This is a genomic window from Janthinobacterium sp. BCJ23, assembly GCF_059617945.1.
Genome location: NZ_JCAQAW010000001.1, coordinates 802,289 through 818,562 on the forward strand (window position 1 = coordinate 802,289; position 16,274 = coordinate 818,562).

Annotated in this window: 13 protein-coding genes; 2 read left to right on the top strand and 11 right to left on the bottom strand. The window is 65.2% G+C overall.

What is annotated here, in order from left to right:
• Positions 1 to 89: 89 nt before the first annotated feature.
• The 6 genes from AC54AG_RS03640 to AC54AG_RS03665 form a co-directional block, all read right to left on the bottom strand.
• A complete protein-coding gene (locus AC54AG_RS03640; RefSeq protein WP_496629515.1) occupies positions 90 to 5,363 on the bottom strand; it encodes an Hpt domain-containing protein in 5,274 nt (1,757 codons plus the stop codon).
• Positions 5,364 to 5,404: 41 nt separating this feature from the next.
• A complete protein-coding gene (locus AC54AG_RS03645) occupies positions 5,405 to 7,642 on the bottom strand; it encodes a methyl-accepting chemotaxis protein (RefSeq protein WP_070301209.1) in 2,238 nt (745 codons plus the stop codon).
• Entirely contained in the window at positions 7,642 to 8,259 is a 618-nt protein-coding gene (locus tag AC54AG_RS03650) for a chemotaxis protein CheW (RefSeq protein WP_496629516.1), read from the bottom strand. The genes AC54AG_RS03645 and AC54AG_RS03650 overlap by 1 nt, the downstream gene beginning before the upstream one ends.
• Positions 8,260 to 8,285: 26 nt before the next feature.
• On the bottom strand, positions 8,286 to 8,651 hold the full coding sequence (locus AC54AG_RS03655; RefSeq protein WP_034746677.1) for a response regulator transcription factor: 366 nt from the start codon (positions 8,649 to 8,651) through the stop codon (positions 8,286 to 8,288).
• A gap of 34 nt (positions 8,652 to 8,685) precedes the next feature.
• The gene (locus AC54AG_RS03660) at positions 8,686 to 9,108 is read right to left on the bottom strand and encodes a response regulator (RefSeq protein WP_070301208.1); all 423 of its coding nucleotides are present in this window, start codon (positions 9,106 to 9,108) and stop codon (positions 8,686 to 8,688) included.
• 84 nt (positions 9,109 to 9,192) lie between these two features.
• Positions 9,193 to 9,345: a rubredoxin gene (locus AC54AG_RS03665; protein ID WP_010401308.1), complete on the bottom strand. Its 153-nt coding sequence runs from the start codon at positions 9,343 to 9,345 to the stop codon at positions 9,193 to 9,195.
• 96 nt (positions 9,346 to 9,441) lie between these two features.
• On the opposite strand from AC54AG_RS03665, the gene thiD reads away from it, so the two are divergent.
• Positions 9,442 to 10,299, top strand: a complete 858-nt coding sequence (thiD, locus tag AC54AG_RS03670; protein WP_034746671.1) for a bifunctional hydroxymethylpyrimidine kinase/phosphomethylpyrimidine kinase — start codon at positions 9,442 to 9,444, stop codon at positions 10,297 to 10,299.
• A gap of 45 nt (positions 10,300 to 10,344) precedes the next feature.
• A complete protein-coding gene (gene hemL, locus AC54AG_RS03675) occupies positions 10,345 to 11,634 on the top strand; it encodes a glutamate-1-semialdehyde 2,1-aminomutase (protein WP_072455063.1) in 1,290 nt (429 codons plus the stop codon).
• A 6-nt stretch (positions 11,635 to 11,640) separates the two neighbouring features.
• Here the strand turns inward: hemL and AC54AG_RS03680 are convergent, their stop codons facing one another.
• The 5 genes from AC54AG_RS03680 to AC54AG_RS03700 all read right to left on the bottom strand — a co-directional run bounded on the left by AC54AG_RS03680 (position 11,641) and on the right by AC54AG_RS03700 (position 16,230).
• Positions 11,641 to 12,357 (bottom strand): HAD family hydrolase, encoded by a 717-nt coding sequence (locus AC54AG_RS03680; RefSeq protein WP_034746666.1) that lies wholly within the window; start codon positions 12,355 to 12,357, stop codon positions 11,641 to 11,643.
• Between the two features lie 266 nt (positions 12,358 to 12,623).
• A complete protein-coding gene (gene corA, locus AC54AG_RS03685; RefSeq protein ID WP_034746658.1) occupies positions 12,624 to 13,589 on the bottom strand; it encodes a magnesium/cobalt transporter CorA in 966 nt (321 codons plus the stop codon).
• A gap of 222 nt (positions 13,590 to 13,811) precedes the next feature.
• Entirely contained in the window at positions 13,812 to 14,537 is a 726-nt protein-coding gene (gene mtgA, locus AC54AG_RS03690) for a monofunctional biosynthetic peptidoglycan transglycosylase (RefSeq protein WP_034746655.1), read from the bottom strand.
• Entirely contained in the window at positions 14,534 to 15,361 is an 828-nt protein-coding gene (aroE, locus tag AC54AG_RS03695) for a shikimate dehydrogenase (RefSeq protein ID WP_034746652.1), read from the bottom strand. The genes mtgA and aroE overlap by 4 nt, the downstream gene beginning before the upstream one ends.
• An 11-nt stretch (positions 15,362 to 15,372) precedes the next feature.
• Complete coding sequence (locus AC54AG_RS03700) at positions 15,373 to 16,230, bottom strand: energy transducer TonB family protein (RefSeq protein WP_034746649.1); 858 nt, start codon at positions 16,228 to 16,230, stop codon at positions 15,373 to 15,375.
• Between the last annotated feature and the right edge of the window lie 44 nt (positions 16,231 to 16,274).

Sequence of the window (16,274 nt, forward strand, 5' to 3'; positions counted from 1 at the left end):
ACACCGTCGGTCAACAGACGTAGGTCGGATTAGCGGGGCAAAGCCCCGCGTAATCCGACAACATTGTTGGCCATGGCGTTGACATTGCGTCACGCCACGCCACCGCCCAACAACAGCCCCACCTCCGCCAGCAATTCCTCCTCCTGGAACGGCTTGCCGAAATACGCATTCACGCCCAGCTCGAACGCGTGCGCGCGGTGCTTATCGGCGCTGCGCGAGGTGATCATGATGACGGGGATGGCGCGCGTCTTGTCGTCGCTGCGCACATTGCGCGTCAAATCGAAACCATCCATGCGCGGCATTTCCACGTCGACCAGCAGCAGGGCCGGCATGGCGGCCGGTTCCAGCGCATGCAGCTGTTCCAGCGCATCGAGGCCATCCTTGGCCAGCAGCACCTGGTAGCCTTCGCGCTCGAACAGGCGCTGCATCACGCGGCGCACCGTCAGCGAATCGTCGACCACCATCACGCGCACGGCCGGCGTGGCCAGCGCGCTGGAAGCGGCATGCTGCTCGCTGCTGGCCAACGCATACTGCGACAGCAGTTCCGGATGGTGTTCCAAGTGCTGCGCCAGCGCCACCGGGTTCAGGATCAGCACGATATCGCCCGTGCCCAGCACCGTAGCGCCGGCGATGCCCGGCATGCGCGCCAGTTGCGGGCCCACGTGCTTGACCACGACTTCGCGGTTGCCCACCACGTCATCGACCTGCAGCGCCAGCCTGTCATTGCCATTCCTCAGCAACAGCACGGGCGCATAACGCTGCGTGGCCTGCGCCGCCGGCGTCTCGCCCAGCATGGCCGACAGGTGGTGCAGCGCCAGCGACTGTCCGTGCGACTCGATGCGCCCGGCCGCCCGCACCTGCTCCAGCTGTTCGCCTTTCAGGTGCAGCACCTGCTCCACCAGCACAGATGGCAAGGCATACGTCTTGCCGTTCGCCGCCAGCAGCACCACTTGCGTGACGGCCAGGGTCAGCGGCAGGTGAATGGTGAAGCGCATGCCCAGGCCTGCCTGCGTCAGCGTTTCCACTCTTCCGCCCAGGGCCAGCGCTTCGGAGCGCACGATATCCATGCCAAAACCGCGCCCGGCCAGTTCCGTCAAGCTGTCGGCCGTGGAAAACCCGGGCGTGAAAATCAGTTCGGCCGCCTGCGCGTCGGTCAATGGCGCATCCGTCGCCACCAGGCCGGCGCCATGCGCCTTGGCGCGGATGCGTTCCAGGTCCAGGCCCGCGCCATCGTCGGAAAAGGCGATCGCCACTTCATTGCCCTGCTGGCTGACCTGCACCAGCAGCTCGCCCGTCTCGCTCTTGCCCGCGGCCAGGCGCGCGTCGCGCGGCTCGACGCCATGCACGATGGCGTTGCGCAGCAAATGCTCGAACGGCGCCGCCATGCGTTCGAGCACGCTGCGGTCGATTTCCACGCCACCGCCACGGATGTCGAGGTTGACGCGCTTGTCGACTTCCTTGGCGCTTTGCCGCGCCACGCGGAACAGGCGTTCGGCGATGCTGGCAAACGGCACCATGCGGATCTGCATCAGGTCGCGCTGCAGCTCACGCGTCAGGCGAGCCTGCAGCACCAGGTCGTCCGTCACCGCATCGACGCTGTGGCTGAGATTTTCATGGAACGAAGCCACGTCGTTGACGCTTTCGGCCATCATGCGCGTGAGTTCCTGCAGGCGCGTAAAGCGGTCGAATTCGAGCGGGTCGAATTCGCGCTCGCTGCCGACGGCCATGCGCGAGGCGATCTGCGATTCGGCCTGCATTTCCACTTCGCGCAGCTGGCGCCGCAAGCGCGCCAGATTGTCGGAAAACTCGGACAGCGAAGCGCCGAGCACGCCCACTTCATTTTCCATTTTGGAGCGCGTGATCGACACTTCGCCGGCCTGGTTCACCAGGCGGTCGAGGATATCGGCACGCACGCGCACCAGCGCCGCCTTCGGTTCGGCGGGCGGCGTGTCTTCCATGCCCGGCAAGGGCAGCAACGGTTGCTGCAGCTGCTCGAACAGGTGCAGCGCATGGTCGTAATGGGCCAGCAATTCCTCGAAGGCCTGCGGCGTGGCGGTGCCCGCGTGCAGCATGTTTTCGATATGCGTCTCGATTTCATGCGCATGCTGGCCCAGGCGCATGGCGCCGGCCATGCGCGCGCTGCCCTTGACCGTATGCAGGGTACGCAGCAGCATCTGCGCCTGGCCGCTGTCGTGCGGCTGCTGCTGCCAGCTGCGCAGCGCCTCGCCGATCTGCGGCAGCAAGTCGGCGCCCTCCTCCAGGAAGACGGACAATAAATCGAGGTCGAGTTCATCGCTGATGCCGGCGCTGGCCGCCAGCAGCGCGGCCGCATCGGCCGGCATGATGGCGGGCGCCGGCGCTTCCGGCGCCGCATGCTCCAACGGCGGCGCGTGCTCGAAACCGGCGTCGAACAGGTCGTCGCTGGCGCCGCTGTCCTGCGCCGGCATGTCGATAACCTCCGGCTGCAGCGCATCGGCGACGATGCTCGCATACGTCGCTTCGAACAGGGTCTCGAGCTGGGGCAGCGGGACTTCGGCCAGCGGATCGCCAGGCTGCGCCGGCGCGCCGACGATGCTAGCGTAAGCCTCCGCGAACAGGGCGTCGAGCCGGTCTTCCTTGCTCTCGCCGGGCGGCGCCGTCAAGGCACGCCACAGGGTGTTGAGCGCTTCGATCATGTCTGGCTGCGTTGGCGCCAGGTCGCCCAGCGCGAATGCCTGCAGCATTTGCCCGATGCGCTGCGTGGCCTGTTCCAGCACGTCGTGCTGTTCGGCGCGCAAGCCGGCCAGCGGCGGCACTACCGTTTCGATGACCGTTTCCAGCGCGTGCGCCAAGTCGCGCAGTGACTGGAAACCGACCGTGCCGGACGTCCCCGCCAGGGTATGCACGGCTTGCAGCGCCTCGGCGCTGACGGCGCGCTGTTCATGGCGCCATTCGCCGAAGTCGCGCGTGAGCACGCGCAGCAGTTCATCCGTCTCGGCCAGGTAGATGTTGTACAAGGGAAGGCTGATGCGCAGTTCGCCCACGTGCTTGAGGTGATCGTCAGGCGCTTCGTGGAGCGTCGGCGCCGTGGCCAAGGGAAGTCCGATCACATTGCCATTGCTGGCCACGGGCGCGGCCGATGCCGGGCGAGGCTTGCGCAGTTCGAACGGGCCGCCTTCGCGCACGCGCTCGGCCGCCATCAGCAGCATGCCGGCCTCGCGCTCGCGCCCCGCGCCGCCTTCCAGTTCGGCCACCCATTCGCTGAGCTGGTACCAGCCGTAATTGAGCAAGGTAAACAAGTCGTCGCTGACGGGGCGCGCCTCGGCCAGCCAGGTATTCATGACGCGTTCGATGGCGCCGGCCGCTTCGGCAAACTGCGCCAGGCCGATCATGCGGCTGCTGCCTTTCAGGGTATGGAACGAGCGGCGCAGCATGGCCAGGTGGTCGCCGCTGGCGGCCTGCTCGCGCGGCAAAGCCAAGGTGGTGTCGATGAAGGCCAGCACTTCGCGCGCTTCGGCGATGAAGATGTCGAGCATCTCCGCGTCGACATCGGTCACCGCCGGCACAGCATCGATGCCGGCGGGCGCGGCGGGCGCCAGTGCCTGGTCGAGCAAGGGCACGGGGCCGGCGGCGGCGACTTTTTCAAATGGCAGCGCGCGGAAGGTGCCGGCGGCCGCATCGAAATGGAAACGCCCGCTGGCCGCCTGCGCGTTGCGGCCCAGCATATCGGCAAAAAAGCCCAGCGCGCTGACATTTTGCGCGATCTCGTCGAGCGCCTCGGCGCGCGCCTCCGCATTGGCATCCGCCTTGGCGTCGGCACCGGCCAGCTGCCGCACGGCCGCATCGACCTGCAGCACGGCGGCGCGCGCATCTTCCTGTTCCAGCCCGGCCAACTGCTGCTGCAACTGCTCCAGCATGGGCGCGACGCCATTGAGGGCTCCCGTCCCCGCACCCGCTGCATCCGCGTAATACGCGTTGAGCACCTTTTCCACCTGGCGCAAGCCCGTCTTCATTTCCTCGGCGAGCGCGGCCACCGTCTGGCCCTGTTCGATCTGGCGCGACAGCTCGCCCGCCGTGACAGGCGGCGGCGCTTCGCCAGCCAGCAGCGCCTGCAGGCGCGCGGCGATGGTTTCCGCGTTGCCCGCGAAATCGTCGGGCAGGCGGCGCAGCTGCTCCAGGCCCGTGTCGGCAAACAGCAGCGCCATGCCGATTTCATTTTCCAGGGCCGCGCTGCGCCCGCTGGCCACGGCTTGCCGCGCCACGGCCGCGCATTCGCGCAGCAGGCGAGCCAGAGCCGGCTGCTTCAAGGTCTCTACATGCGCCGCCACCTGTTGCAGCGACGCGTCGAAATCCGTGGCCAGGGCTGGATCGAGGTCGGCTTGCGCCAGGCGGCTCCAGCTGGCGCGCGCCTGCGCCAGGGCCGCGCGGGCGCCTTGCAAGGCGTCCTGGTCGACCTGGCCGTAGCGCCGCGTTTCCACGTCGGCGGGCAGCATGCCTTCCAGGGCGAAAGCGGCGCGCAGCTGGCGTGCCTCCGGCGTCGGCTCGCGTGCGGCGGCGATGAAGAACAGCGCGTCGCGCAGCATTGATTCAGGCAGGCTGGCCGTGCCCTGCGCCAGGCGGCGCAATTGCAGGTTGATCAGGCCGAACAGCTGCTTGACGTTGAGCGTGCCCATGCCCTCGCCGCTGGCCGCCAGTCCCGCAAACGCCTGCATGGCGAACCAGAAAGTGCGCGCCGGTGCTTCCTGCTGCGCGTCGGCCACCAGGGTCAAGGTGGCGTGCAAGTCGCCCGCATGCTGGCGCCGCGCCGCGTCATCCTGCGCCTTCAGGAAGGGCAGCAAAGACTTTTCAAAGCGCCCGCGCCAGGCCGGGTAATCGGGCACCGGGGGCGATTCCGCCAGCGCGATGGCGTGCCCTTCCAGCGTCGACGCTGGCGGGAAAAACAGGTCGGCCGGGTGGATGCGCTCGGCGCCCAGCATGGTTTGCAGGTCGCGGTAATAGGGGAACAAGCGCGCCGGCTGCGGCGGCGTGCCGGCCACCAGGTCTTCCAGGTATTCGCTCAAGGCCTGGTACAGTTCGGCGACGACTTGCGCATGATCCAGCGTGTATTCGAGGCTGCCGTCGCGAAAGCGCGCCAGCGCCTGTTCCGCCGCGTCCGTCAGCAGGCTGGCGCCGGCCACATCCACCATCACCAGCGCGCCATGCGCCTGGTGCAAGTGCGAGCGCGCATGCTGCAGCGCCGTGGCGCGTTCCTCGCGCTCGCGGCCACCCGCTTCGAACAGGGCTGTTTTCGAGCGGCCCAGCGCTTCGCGGATTTCCACCATCACCCACGACAAAGGCTCGCTGTCGAACGGCTTGGACTGCTGTGGACTATCTGGTGTGCTCATGCATGCCTCGGTAAAGAATTCGCCCTGGACTGGCGCGGCGTTCAGGCGGCGACGCGGAAGCGCGACACCGAGTTTTTCAGTTCCTGCGCCAGCATCGACAACTTGTGGATCGACTGCGCCGTTTGCTGCGTGCCGTCCTGGGTCTGCTCCGTCACGCTCAGGATATGCTGGATATTCAAGGCCACGCCGCTGGCCGAACCGGCCTGCGTGCCGGTGGCGAACGAGATGCCCTGGATCAGTTCCGCCAGGTGTTTCGACACCTGGCTGATGTCGTTCAAGGCCGCGCCGGCCGCGTCGGACAGGCGCGCGCCCTCGACCACGCCTTGCGTGGACGTTTCCATCGCCCGCGTCGCATCCTGCGTATCGGCCTGGATGGTGCGCACCAGCGCACCGATCTGCTTGGCGGCGGCGGCCGAGCGTTCGGCCAGGCGCTGCACTTCCTCGGCCACGACGGAAAAGCCGCGCCCCGCCTCGCCGGCCGATGCGGCCTGGATGGCGGCGTTCAGCGCCAGCACGTTGGTCTGCTCGGTGATGTCGGAAATGAGCTCGGTGATTTCGCCGATTTCCTGCGACGATTCGCCCAGGCGTTTGATGCGCTTGGACGTATCCTGGATCTGCTCGCGGATTTCATGCATGCCCTTGATGGCGTTTTCCACGGCCGTCGAACCCTGCTGCGCCGCCGCCACCGACTGGCGCGCCACGTCGGCCGAGACGCTGGCCGACTTCGACACGTCGGTAATCGCATTGGCCATCTTGACGACGGTGGCGCTGACGCCCTGGATTTCGCGCGACTGCTGCTGCGACGCGATCAGCAGCTTGCTCGAGATGCTTTGCGCCTGCGTCGAGGCGCGGTTGACCTGTTCGGCTGTCGCCGTCACCCGCCCCACCAGGCCGCGCAATTCCTCGACCGTGTAGTTGACGGAATCGGCGATGGCGCCCGTGATGTCTTCCGACACGGTGGCCTGCACCGTCAGGTCGCCGTCGGCGACCTTCTGCAATTCGTTCATCAGGCGCAGGATGGCCGCCTGGTTCTGCTCATTCCTGGCCTTCGCCACTTCCTCTTTCTCCTGCGACTGCAGGCGCCGGATTTCGGCTTCCTGGCGCCGCCGCTCGGCGTCGCGCGTGCGGTTGACGGAGTCCTGCAGCAGCACCCTGCCAATGCCGGCCGCCGCGATCAGGGTCAGCAACACGCCGCCGACCATCATCCAGAAGGCGATGCCCAGGGTTTCCTGGTTCGCGTGGTACATCTGCTGCAGCAAGGTCAAACGCTGGCGCAGGTCTTCGTTCTCGTTGAAGATCAGCTGTTCGGCGCTTTTCGCCGAGCTGAATTTGTCAAGCCGGTCGAGGATCGACGACACCAGCTTCTGGTACGTGTCGAAACTGGCTTTCAATGCCACCATCCGGTCGCGCAGTTCGGCGTCGCGCGTGGGCGCCAGCTGCAGCGACACGCTGCCGTTGAGCAGGCCTTCGACGGCGGTGCGGAAATACGTCGTGTCGCGCCCCAGCGAAAACGCCGTTTCCGAGCTGATGCTGCCCGACGAGAGGAACTCGCTGGCGCTGCGGCTCATGCGCTGGCTCAGCATCATCAGGCGGCCGATGACGGCCAGGTCGCGCGCATTGCCGCCGCGCTGCACCTTCAGGGCCGCGATTTCCTCGGTCTGCGCCAGCAGCGCCGGCGACAGCGCGTTCAATTGCTGCAAGGTCTTGTCGAATTCGCCCAGCTCCGGCTTCAGGCGCAAGATGGTGCTGGCCGCGCGGTCGCTGCTGGCCCATTTTTTACGCGCGTCGGCCACCGCCGCCAGCAGGGCGGCACGCGACTCGCCGATATCGCGGCCGTGATACGTTCCGCCGCGCAGCATCAGGCGGAAATCCTGGTTCAGTTCATTGCGGCTTTCCTCGAGCTGGCGGAACGCTTCCGGATTGCCTTGCACGGCGTTCGGCGCGGCCTTGCCGATGCGCTGCGAATGCATCAGCGCATCGCTGGCCAGCTGCGTCTGCGCTGAGGCGATATTGCCGCTGCGTGTATTGAGACCGACGAACAGCAGGCTGGCGGCCAGGCTCAGGGCCATCACCGTCGACAGGATGCTCAATTGTTTTTGCAGCGGGAAATGGCCGATCAGCGGCAGCCGCAAGTCGCTGACCGGCGCGCTGGCCAGCGACTTGCGCCGTCCCAGCGCATCGCGCAGGCGCAGCGGCAGGTCGGCCGCCGACGCCGGCTCGCCGGGCGCGTGCTCCGCTTCGGGCATGCCAGCGGCCAGGATGGGAGAATTGGCGCCCATCAGCCAATATCCTTGTGGACGGCAAGGCCGCCAAAGCCGGCATCGAGGAAGCGTTCCGATTGCGCCAGCTGCGCCAGGTCCAGGCGCAGCCACTGCTGCCCCTCGCTGTCGCGCAGCGCCTGCGCGGCCCACGATGGGAGCACACTCTGCGCCGCATCCTGAACGGGCACCGATTGCATCGCGCGCAGCTGGCGCAAGCCCAGTACGCGCTCGACCAGCAGTGCGCAATTGAGGCCCAGACGCGGAGAAAACGTGATGATGCGGCAGTGATTGCCGGGCGTGCAAGCCGGTTCGCCCATGTAGCGGGCCAGGTCGACGACCCCCGTCAGGCGTCCGCGCATGGCCGCCAGGCCCAGGTACCAGTCCTGCGCCAGCGGCACGCCCTGGATCTGCACACCGGCGGCAATGACGATTTCACCGAGCTGCGTCAGGTCGAGCAGGCATGGCCGGCCAGCGAGCATCACGCCCAGTTCCTTGCGCGCCGCCAGCGCGCCGCTGCGCGCGGCCTGTATCCGCTCGATCAATTGCAGCTGATACTGGCGCAAGCGCCCCTGCCGCGCGCCCGTCTCGAAAGATGGCATGGCGGCAGCGGCGGGCGGAAAGGCCGCTGTAGGCACGCCGTGACCTGGCATCGTGTGCATGCTCAGGAAAGCGCGGCGATCTTGGCCAGCAGCTCGGCTTCCACCACCGGCTTGACCAGGTAATCGCGCGCGCCCTGGCGCAAGCCCCAGATGCGGTCTGTTTCCTGACTCTTGCTCGAGCAGATAATCACCGGCACGTCCTGCAGTTCCGGATCGCGGGCGATGGCGCGCGTGATCTGGAAGCCATTCGCACCGGGCATCACCACGTCCATCAGGATCAGGTCGGGCCTGGCCTGCTTCAGCTGCGCCAACGCGTCGGCACCGTCCTGCGCCGTGAGGACGGCATAACCGGCACGCACCAGCATCTCGCTCAGGTAGTAGCGTTCTGTCGGCGAGTCATCGACGATCAGAATTGTGTGTATGGCCATCTGCTTCCTTGCTGCGTTGTCAATCAATAAATCACTACTCAAAATGCCCGGCCAGGTGCAGCCGCACGGCCTCCAGCAGCGCCTCGCGCGCCAGCGGCTTGACCAGGCAGGCGCTGGCGCCTGCCATGGCGCCGCGCGCGCGGTCGAACAAACCTTCCTTCGACGACAGCATCAGCACCGGCGTGGCGTGATACGCGGCGCTGGCCTTGATCAGCGCGCAGGTGCGGTAGCCGTCCAGGCGCGGCATCACGATGTCGCACACGATCAGCGCCGGCTGGCAGTCGGCGATCTTGGCCAGGGCCTCGAAGCCATTTTCCGCCACCACCACGCGATAGCCGGCCTCGCCGAGTATCTTCGCGGCCGCGCTGCGTATCGTCGCGCTGTCGTCGATGACGAGTATCGTGACGCTCACGCACACGGCATCGGATGGCGTCTCGGGCAAAAAAGGACGCGTCATGTGATTATTCGACAATTTTTTATACCATAGCACAGGCAGCCGCGATACCTGTGTGCGGCAGCGGCATCCCGTGGGCCTGATTGATTACAGCGCGACCATCTCGAAATCGTCCTTGCGCGCGCCGCATTCAGGGCAGGTCCAGTTCATCGGAACATCGGCCCAACGCGTGCCGGGAGCGATGTCTTCGTCGGGCAAGCCGGCCGCTTCATCATAAACCCAGCCGCAAATAAGACACATCCACGTTTGGAATTGCTGCGTTGTTTCGTTGCTACTCACGTTCTGCCACCCTTCAATCAAGTAAAATGCTGAATTAGGTATCTTAATCTACCCGCCGTGCAAAACCAAACTTCTCCCCTCATATTAAGCTTCGGCGTGTCCGATCCGGTCGGCGCGATCGGTATCCAGGCCGACCTGGCCACCTTTTCAGCCTTCGGCTGCCACGGCCTGTCCGTCACCACGGGCCTCTTGATCAGCGATACGGCCCGCGTGGAAGACGTGCAGGCGGTCGACCCGGACTGGGTTTCAGACCAGGCGCGCGTGCTGCTGGAAGACATGTCCGTGGCCGCCATCAAGATCGGCGCGCTGGGCAGCGTGGAAAACGTCACGGCCATCGCCGAAATCGTCTCCGACTATCCGGACGTGCCACTGATCCTCGATCCATTCATTTCGGCGCTGCCGGAACAGGGCATGGACGACGAAGACATCCTCACGGCCGTGCGCCAGCTCCTGATCCCGCAAACGACACTGCTGGTGCTCTCGCCGGTGGAACTGGAACGCCTGGCCGAGACCTGGCGCGACGCCGATCCGGACGACACCCTGCAAAACGACGTCGACTACCTGGTGGCCCTGGGCTGCGAATACGTGCTCGTCACCGGCATGCCGGCCGACGCCAGCAAGTCCGGCACGGCCGAAGGCAAGTTGCGCGCCAATACCCTGTTCGGCGAAGACGGCGTGGTGCGCCACGACGAATGGCAGCATCTGCCCGGCATCTTCAACGGCGCCGGCAGCACCCTGTCGGCGGCGGCCACCGCCCTGCTGGCCCTGGCGGAAAACGAAGACGATGTGCCGCAGGTGGTCGTGGCGGCGCAGGAATTCACGGCCGGCGCGCTGGCCCACGCGCAGCGCCACGGCATGGGCAAGCTGGTGCCGAACCGGCTGTTCCGGCAGCAGCGCCAGCGCGGCGCACAATAAGACCAGACGACACAGACAACGATCCACTTTCAAGGCACGATTATCATGACGACGACTTCACAGAACGACATCCTGTTTGCCCGCGCACAAAAAACCACGCCAGGCGGCGTCAATTCGCCCGTGCGCGCCTTCCGCTCCGTGGGCGGCACGCCGCGCTTCATCACGCGCGCCGAAGGCCCGTACTTCTGGGACGCGGACGGCAAGCGCTATATCGACTACATCGGCTCCTGGGGGCCGGCCATCGTCGGCCACGCCCATCCGGAAGTGGTGAAAGCGGTGCAGGATGCGGCCGCGCTGGGCCTGTCGTTCGGCGCGCCGACGGAAGGCGAAGTGCTGATGGCCGAGGAAATCACGCGCTTGGTGCCGTCGATCGAGCAGGTGCGCCTGGTGTCGTCGGGCACGGAAGCGACCATGAGCGCCCTGCGCCTGGCGCGCGGCGCCACGGGACGCGACAAGATCGTCAAGTTCGAAGGCTGCTACCACGGTCACGCCGATTCGCTGCTGGTGAAAGCGGGCAGCGGCCTGCTCACCTTCGGCAACCCGACGTCGGCCGGCGTGCCGGAAGACTTCGTCAAGCACACCCTGGTGCTCGACTATAACAACGTCGAGCAGCTGAAAGACGCCTTCGACAGCTTCGGCGCGGACATCGCGTGCGTCATCGTCGAACCGGTGGCCGGCAATATGAACCTGGTGAAAGCGACGCCGGAATTCCTGCAGGCGATGCGCGAGCTGTGCACGCAACACGGCGCCCTGCTCATTTTCGATGAAGTCATGTGCGGCTTGCGCGTGGCCCTGGGCGGCGCGCAGGCGCTGTACGGCATCAAGCCTGACCTGACGGCGCTGGGCAAAGTGATCGGCGGCGGCATGCCGGTGGCGGCCTTCGGCGGCAGCGCGGCGCTGATGCACAACATGGCGCCGCTGGGCGCCGTCTACCAGGCCGGTACCTTGTCGGGCAACCCGGTCGCCGTGGCGGCCGGCATGGCCACCTTGAAACTGATCCAGCAGCCGGGCTTCTATGAGCAGCTGGGCGCCACGGCCAAGCGCCTGGCCGAAGGCCTGACCGCCGCCGCCAAAGAAGCGGGCGTGGTCTTCTGCGCCGATTACATCGGCGGCATGTTCGGCATTTATTTCAGCGAAACGCCACCGACCAGCTACGCGGAAATGATGGCCGGCGACCGCAGCAAGTTCAACGCCTTCTTCCACGCCATGCTCGACGAAGGCGTGTACTTCGCGCCCGCCGCCTTCGAAGCGGGTTTCGTCTCGGCGCAGCACGACGATGCCGTCATCGACGCCACCATCGCCGCCGCGCGCAAGGTGTTTGCTAAGTTAGCATAAACGCAGTCAGACAGTCGCGGTGTCCATCACCGCGGCCACCAGCGCCGGCAACTTGGCCATGTCGTTGAACACGACATGCGCGCCGGCCGCCTTCAGGCGCGCTTCCTGGCCGGGCGCGATATGCCCGCCGCCGATGAATCCCAATACCGTCATGCCCGCCGCCACGGCGGCCGTCACGCCCGTGACGCTGTCTTCCAGCACCAGGCACTGGCTTGGCGGCACGCCAAAGGCGGCGGCCGCCGCCAGGTAGACGCCCGGATGCGGCTTGGCGTGGCCGACCAGGTCCGGTGTGAACACGCGCTTGTCGAACAGCGGCGCCATGCCAGTGCGCTCGAGCGCCGACAGCACACGCGCGCTGACGCTGTTCGAGGCGACGGCCTTGGGCAGGGGAATGGCGGCCAGCGCCTGCGCCACGCCGGGCACGGCGCGCAATTGCGCATCGCAAGCCGCATCGACAGCGTTGCCGATGGCCATGATCTCGTCGGCCGGCAATTGCGGCAAGCCCAGTTCCTTGTAGATATCCTGCATCAGCGGCACCAGGCGCTGGCCCAGGCGCGGCTCGATCAAGCCTTGCAGGGTGACGCCCTCGGGCAGGTTCGGCAGGCGCGGCCCCAGCAATTCCAGCAGTGCTTGCAGGGCCACGGCTTCACTGTCGATCAGCACGCCATCGCAGTCGCTGATCAGATGGGTAAAGCGCGGTGGGGTGGTAGCGGTATCAGGCATGGACTCTCCAGAAAGCAATGGTGACGGAAATGCGGCGGCCAGCCGGCCAAGGCCGGCATCGTAACGATCATAGGTGGAACAGGCGGACGCTACCACGCAGAAAAATGTCTGAATGACGATACTTTTCTGCACAGCAGGCGGCAGGCATCAATCGGCAAATACACAATACCAATTCAATACCACGCAATACCAGTGATTATCGCCGATTTTTGAAATTGCTGCGCTCGTTCTGAAACCGGGGCGCGGAGCACCCCGGCGACAAGCGCTTATTTCAGCCAGCCGCGGTGGCGGAAGTACAGGAACGGTGCGATGGCGCTGGTGATCATCAAGCCCCAGGCCCATGGATAGCCGAATGACCATTCCAGTTCCGGCATCAGCTTGAAGTTCATGCCGTACACGCTGGCGATCAGGGTCGGCGGCAGGAAGGCCACGCTGGCCACCGAGAAGATCTTGATGATCTTGTTCTGGTTGATGTTGATGAAACCGACGGTGGCATCCATCAGGAAGTTGATCTTGTCGAACAGGAAAGACGTATGGCCATCGAGCGATTCGATGTCGCGCAAAATCTGCCGCGCTTCCTCGAACTGCTCGGAATTGAGCAAGCGGCCGCGCATCAGAAAACTCACGGCGCGGCGCGTATCCATCATGTTGCGGCGGATACGGCCATTCAAATCTTCCTCATGGGCAATCGCATTCAGCGCTTCGGCCGCGTGCGCATCGGTAAATTCCTTTTGCAGCACGCGCGTGCTGACCTCTTCCAGGTTCTGGTAGATGCCTTCGAGCACGTCGGCCGAATATTCGGCATCGGTGGCGTACAGGTCGAGCAGCACGTCCATGTAGTCGGCAATCGAGCCTGGCCGCGAACGGGCGCGCATGCGCACCAGGCGGAACACGGGCAAGTCGTCCGTATGCATGGAAAACAAAATCTTGCGGGCCAGGATGAAAGCCACGGTGATGACGCGCGACGGGCCGTCGTCTTCTTCGCGCAGGAAGTCCGTGCGCAGGTGCAAGTCGCCGTTTTCCGCTTCGTAATAGCGGGCCGACGCTTCGATATCCTTGACTTCGTCTTCGCCCGGCAGGGTGACGTTGTAGATGGCCTTGACCCAGGCCCGTTCGTCATCGGTGGGGTCGGTCAGGTCGACCCACACCGGTTCGGCATTTTCGAGGTCTGCGCGGCTGTCGATCGGCACCTGGTTGAGCCGGCCATTCTGTAATACAAAGACATTGATCATGCGCGCTCTCAGCCGGATGTGGGGTTATCGTGATGTGCTGGCGCTGGCGCCAAAAATGAAAACAGCGCAAGTGTACCCGCAAAGGCCTTTTCACGACCACCCCCGGCACCGCTTTTTCACGGAAAAAGTGCGGCGTTGCACCAAGCGGGGACGATTAAGATGCTGCGCCGCAATAGTGCCAATCAGGCAGCTTTAACTTTATGAAAAGAAAGCCCGCTGCCATCAAGGCAATTCCGCCGCCCCCATGCGGCGCAGGATCACGCCCGTGCGCCGGTTCAGGTAGCCCGTATCGCGGTGACGGTCGTAAAAGCGGGGATTCGGCAGCATCACGGCCAGTTTCGCCGCCTGTCCCGCGCTCAGGCCCGCCGCGCTGACCCGGTAATAGTGGCGCGCGGCCGCTTCGGCGCCAAAGGTGCCCGTGCCAAACTCCACCACGTTCAGATAAATCTCGAAAATGCGTTCCTTTTCCATCAGGTTTTCCAGCATATACGTGATGATCAGTTCCTGGCCCTTGCGCACATAGCTGCGCGAACCGGACAGGAACAGATTCTTCGCCAGCTGCTGCGTGATGGTGGAGCCGCCCGCCACGACCTTCTGCTTCTTGCTATTCTTTTCATATGCCTTTTGCAAGGCTTCCCAATCCACGCCTTCGTGCTCGGAGAAATTCGCGTCTTCCGAAGCGATGATGGCCCGTTTCAGGTTGTTCGAGATGCGGTTGTACGGCACCCACGTGTGCTTGATCGTGGCCTTGGGATTTTTGTCCTGCAAGACAGACAACTGTTCGCGCATGAAGGCCGTGCTGGACGGGTTATGGTCGACCCACCACCAGATTTGCAGGAAGAAATACAGTTGCACGACGATAAAGGCCAGCACGGGGACGATGAACAGCCACTTGATCCAGCCGTAGCGGCTGCCGCTTTTGCGGGCGCCCTTCTTGCCGGCGCTCACAGGGCACTGCGCAGTTGCGCCAGCAAGTCCTGCGTCTGCGGCCGCACGCCGCGCCACACGTAAAACGCTTCAGCCGCCTGCTCCACGAGCATGCCCAGGCCGTCGCGCACCTGCGCGCCATGCTGTACGGCAAAGTCCATGAAGACGGTGGGCTGGGCGCCATACATCATGTCCAGCGCCAGGGTATGGCTGTCGAAGATACCGGGCGGCACGGGCGGCAAGTCGCCCGCCAGGCTGGCCGAGGTGGCGTTGATGACGATATCGAAGACGCCATCGGGCTGCGCGAAGCCGCCGGCGCGCAGCTGGCCGGAGTGGGCAAGCGCATCGGCAAACTGCGCCACCAGCGCCTCGGCCGTGGCCACGGTGCGGTTGGCAATGAAGATTTCCTGCGGTCCCTGTTCCAGCAAGGGCAGCACGACGCCGCGCGCGGCACCGCCCGCGCCCAGCAGCAGGACGCGCTTGCCGGCGACCTTCACGCCCGCGTTGCGCACGATGTCGGCCACCAGGCCCGCGCCATCGGTATTGTCGCCAAGAATGGTGTCGCCATCGAAACGCAGGGTATTGACGGCGCCGGCCGCTTGCGCGCGCGGCGTCAGCTCGGTGGCCAGCGCGCACGCGTCCAGCTTGAAGGGCACCGTCACGTTCGCGCCCTTGCCGCCCTCGGCGGCAAACGTGCGGGCCGCCAGCGCAAAGCCGTCGAGCGGCGCCAGCCGGCGGTCATAGACGATGGGCTCGCCCGTCTGCAGGGCAAACGCGGCGTGGATCAGGGGGGACTTGCTGTGGGCGATGGGATTGCCGAAGACACAATATTGATCAGGATTCATTGCTTGCTTGTTCAATTGCTGCCGCCAGTCAGGTTAGCTTCCATTTTTTCTTCACGCGTAAATTTGAAGCGGGTAATCACCACCCACAGGTCATCCTTGTCACTCGACAACATGTTCGGTGGGAAACGGCCAAACGGCGCCGCGCGGCGCACGATGGCCAGGGCCGCCGCATCGAGGGCCGGATTGCCCGAACTTTTTTCCACGCGGGCGCCGCCTTCCTTCTGGTAAATCGTGCCGTCCTGGAAGATGGGGATGTAGACGACCAGTTCGCCATACATCTTGCGGCCATTCTTTTGCGGGAAATTCAGAGTGCCGATTTCCTCGATACGCTTTTGCAAGGTCTTGTAATACATGGCATAGCCGACCTCTTGCGTACTGGGTGTAATGAAGGTCTTGCGCGGGCGCTTGTTCTGGTCTTCCACGGTCTGGCTGATCTCGGCCGCCATGCGGGCGATGGCCTTGCTGCTTTCCATCAAGTCCGAGCCGGTGGCCAGGGGATTGGGCTTGTCCTTTTCCGTGACGGGCGCGGCGCTGTAAGGCGTCGGCCTGGCCGCCTGCGTCAGCAGTTCCTGCTGTTTTTGTTCCAGTTCGGCGATGCGCCGGGCGCTGGCCTTGACGCTGTCGCCCTCTTCCACCTTGCGCATGTCGGGCAAGGGCGACTTGGCGCGGCCCTTGTCGGCTTGTCCGCCACCGTCGAGGTTGGCTTGCGCCAGGGCGTCGGCCTTCAGCGGCTTGTTCGCATGCTTGGCGTTGACCAGGATCACTTCCAGGCCGGGATCGGTGGCCACGGCCCGCTGCGGCGCCGGGGCGACAAAATGCATCGCCAGCAAGGCGCCGTGGGCCAGCAGCGATACCGCCACGGCTATCATCAGGAAACGATTCTCTCGGAAAGACTTCACGCGCAACCCAGTTC

What these genes read in the sequence shown, in the direction of transcription:
- AC54AG_RS03640 (WP_496629515.1), bottom strand. Translation starts at nt 5,363, where the DNA reads ATGAGCACACCAGATAGTCCACAGCAGTCCAAGCCGTTCGACAGCGAG.
- AC54AG_RS03645 (WP_070301209.1), bottom strand. Translation starts at nt 7,642, where the DNA reads ATGGGCGCCAATTCTCCCATCCTGGCCGCTGGCATGCCCGAAGCGGAG.
- AC54AG_RS03655 (WP_034746677.1), bottom strand. Translation starts at nt 8,651, where the DNA reads ATGGCCATACACACAATTCTGATCGTCGATGACTCGCCGACAGAACGC.
- AC54AG_RS03660 (WP_070301208.1), bottom strand. Translation starts at nt 9,108, where the DNA reads ATGACGCGTCCTTTTTTGCCCGAGACGCCATCCGATGCCGTGTGCGTG.
- AC54AG_RS03665 (WP_010401308.1), bottom strand. Translation starts at nt 9,345, where the DNA reads ATGTGTCTTATTTGCGGCTGGGTTTATGATGAAGCGGCCGGCTTGCCC.
- hemL (WP_072455063.1), top strand. Translation starts at nt 10,345, where the DNA reads ATGACGACGACTTCACAGAACGACATCCTGTTTGCCCGCGCACAAAAA.
- AC54AG_RS03680 (WP_034746666.1), bottom strand. Translation starts at nt 12,357, where the DNA reads ATGCCTGATACCGCTACCACCCCACCGCGCTTTACCCATCTGATCAGC.
- corA (WP_034746658.1), bottom strand. Translation starts at nt 13,589, where the DNA reads ATGATCAATGTCTTTGTATTACAGAATGGCCGGCTCAACCAGGTGCCG.
- aroE (WP_034746652.1), bottom strand. Translation starts at nt 15,361, where the DNA reads ATGAATCCTGATCAATATTGTGTCTTCGGCAATCCCATCGCCCACAGC.
- AC54AG_RS03700 (WP_034746649.1), bottom strand. Translation starts at nt 16,230, where the DNA reads ATGATAGCCGTGGCGGTATCGCTGCTGGCCCACGGCGCCTTGCTGGCG.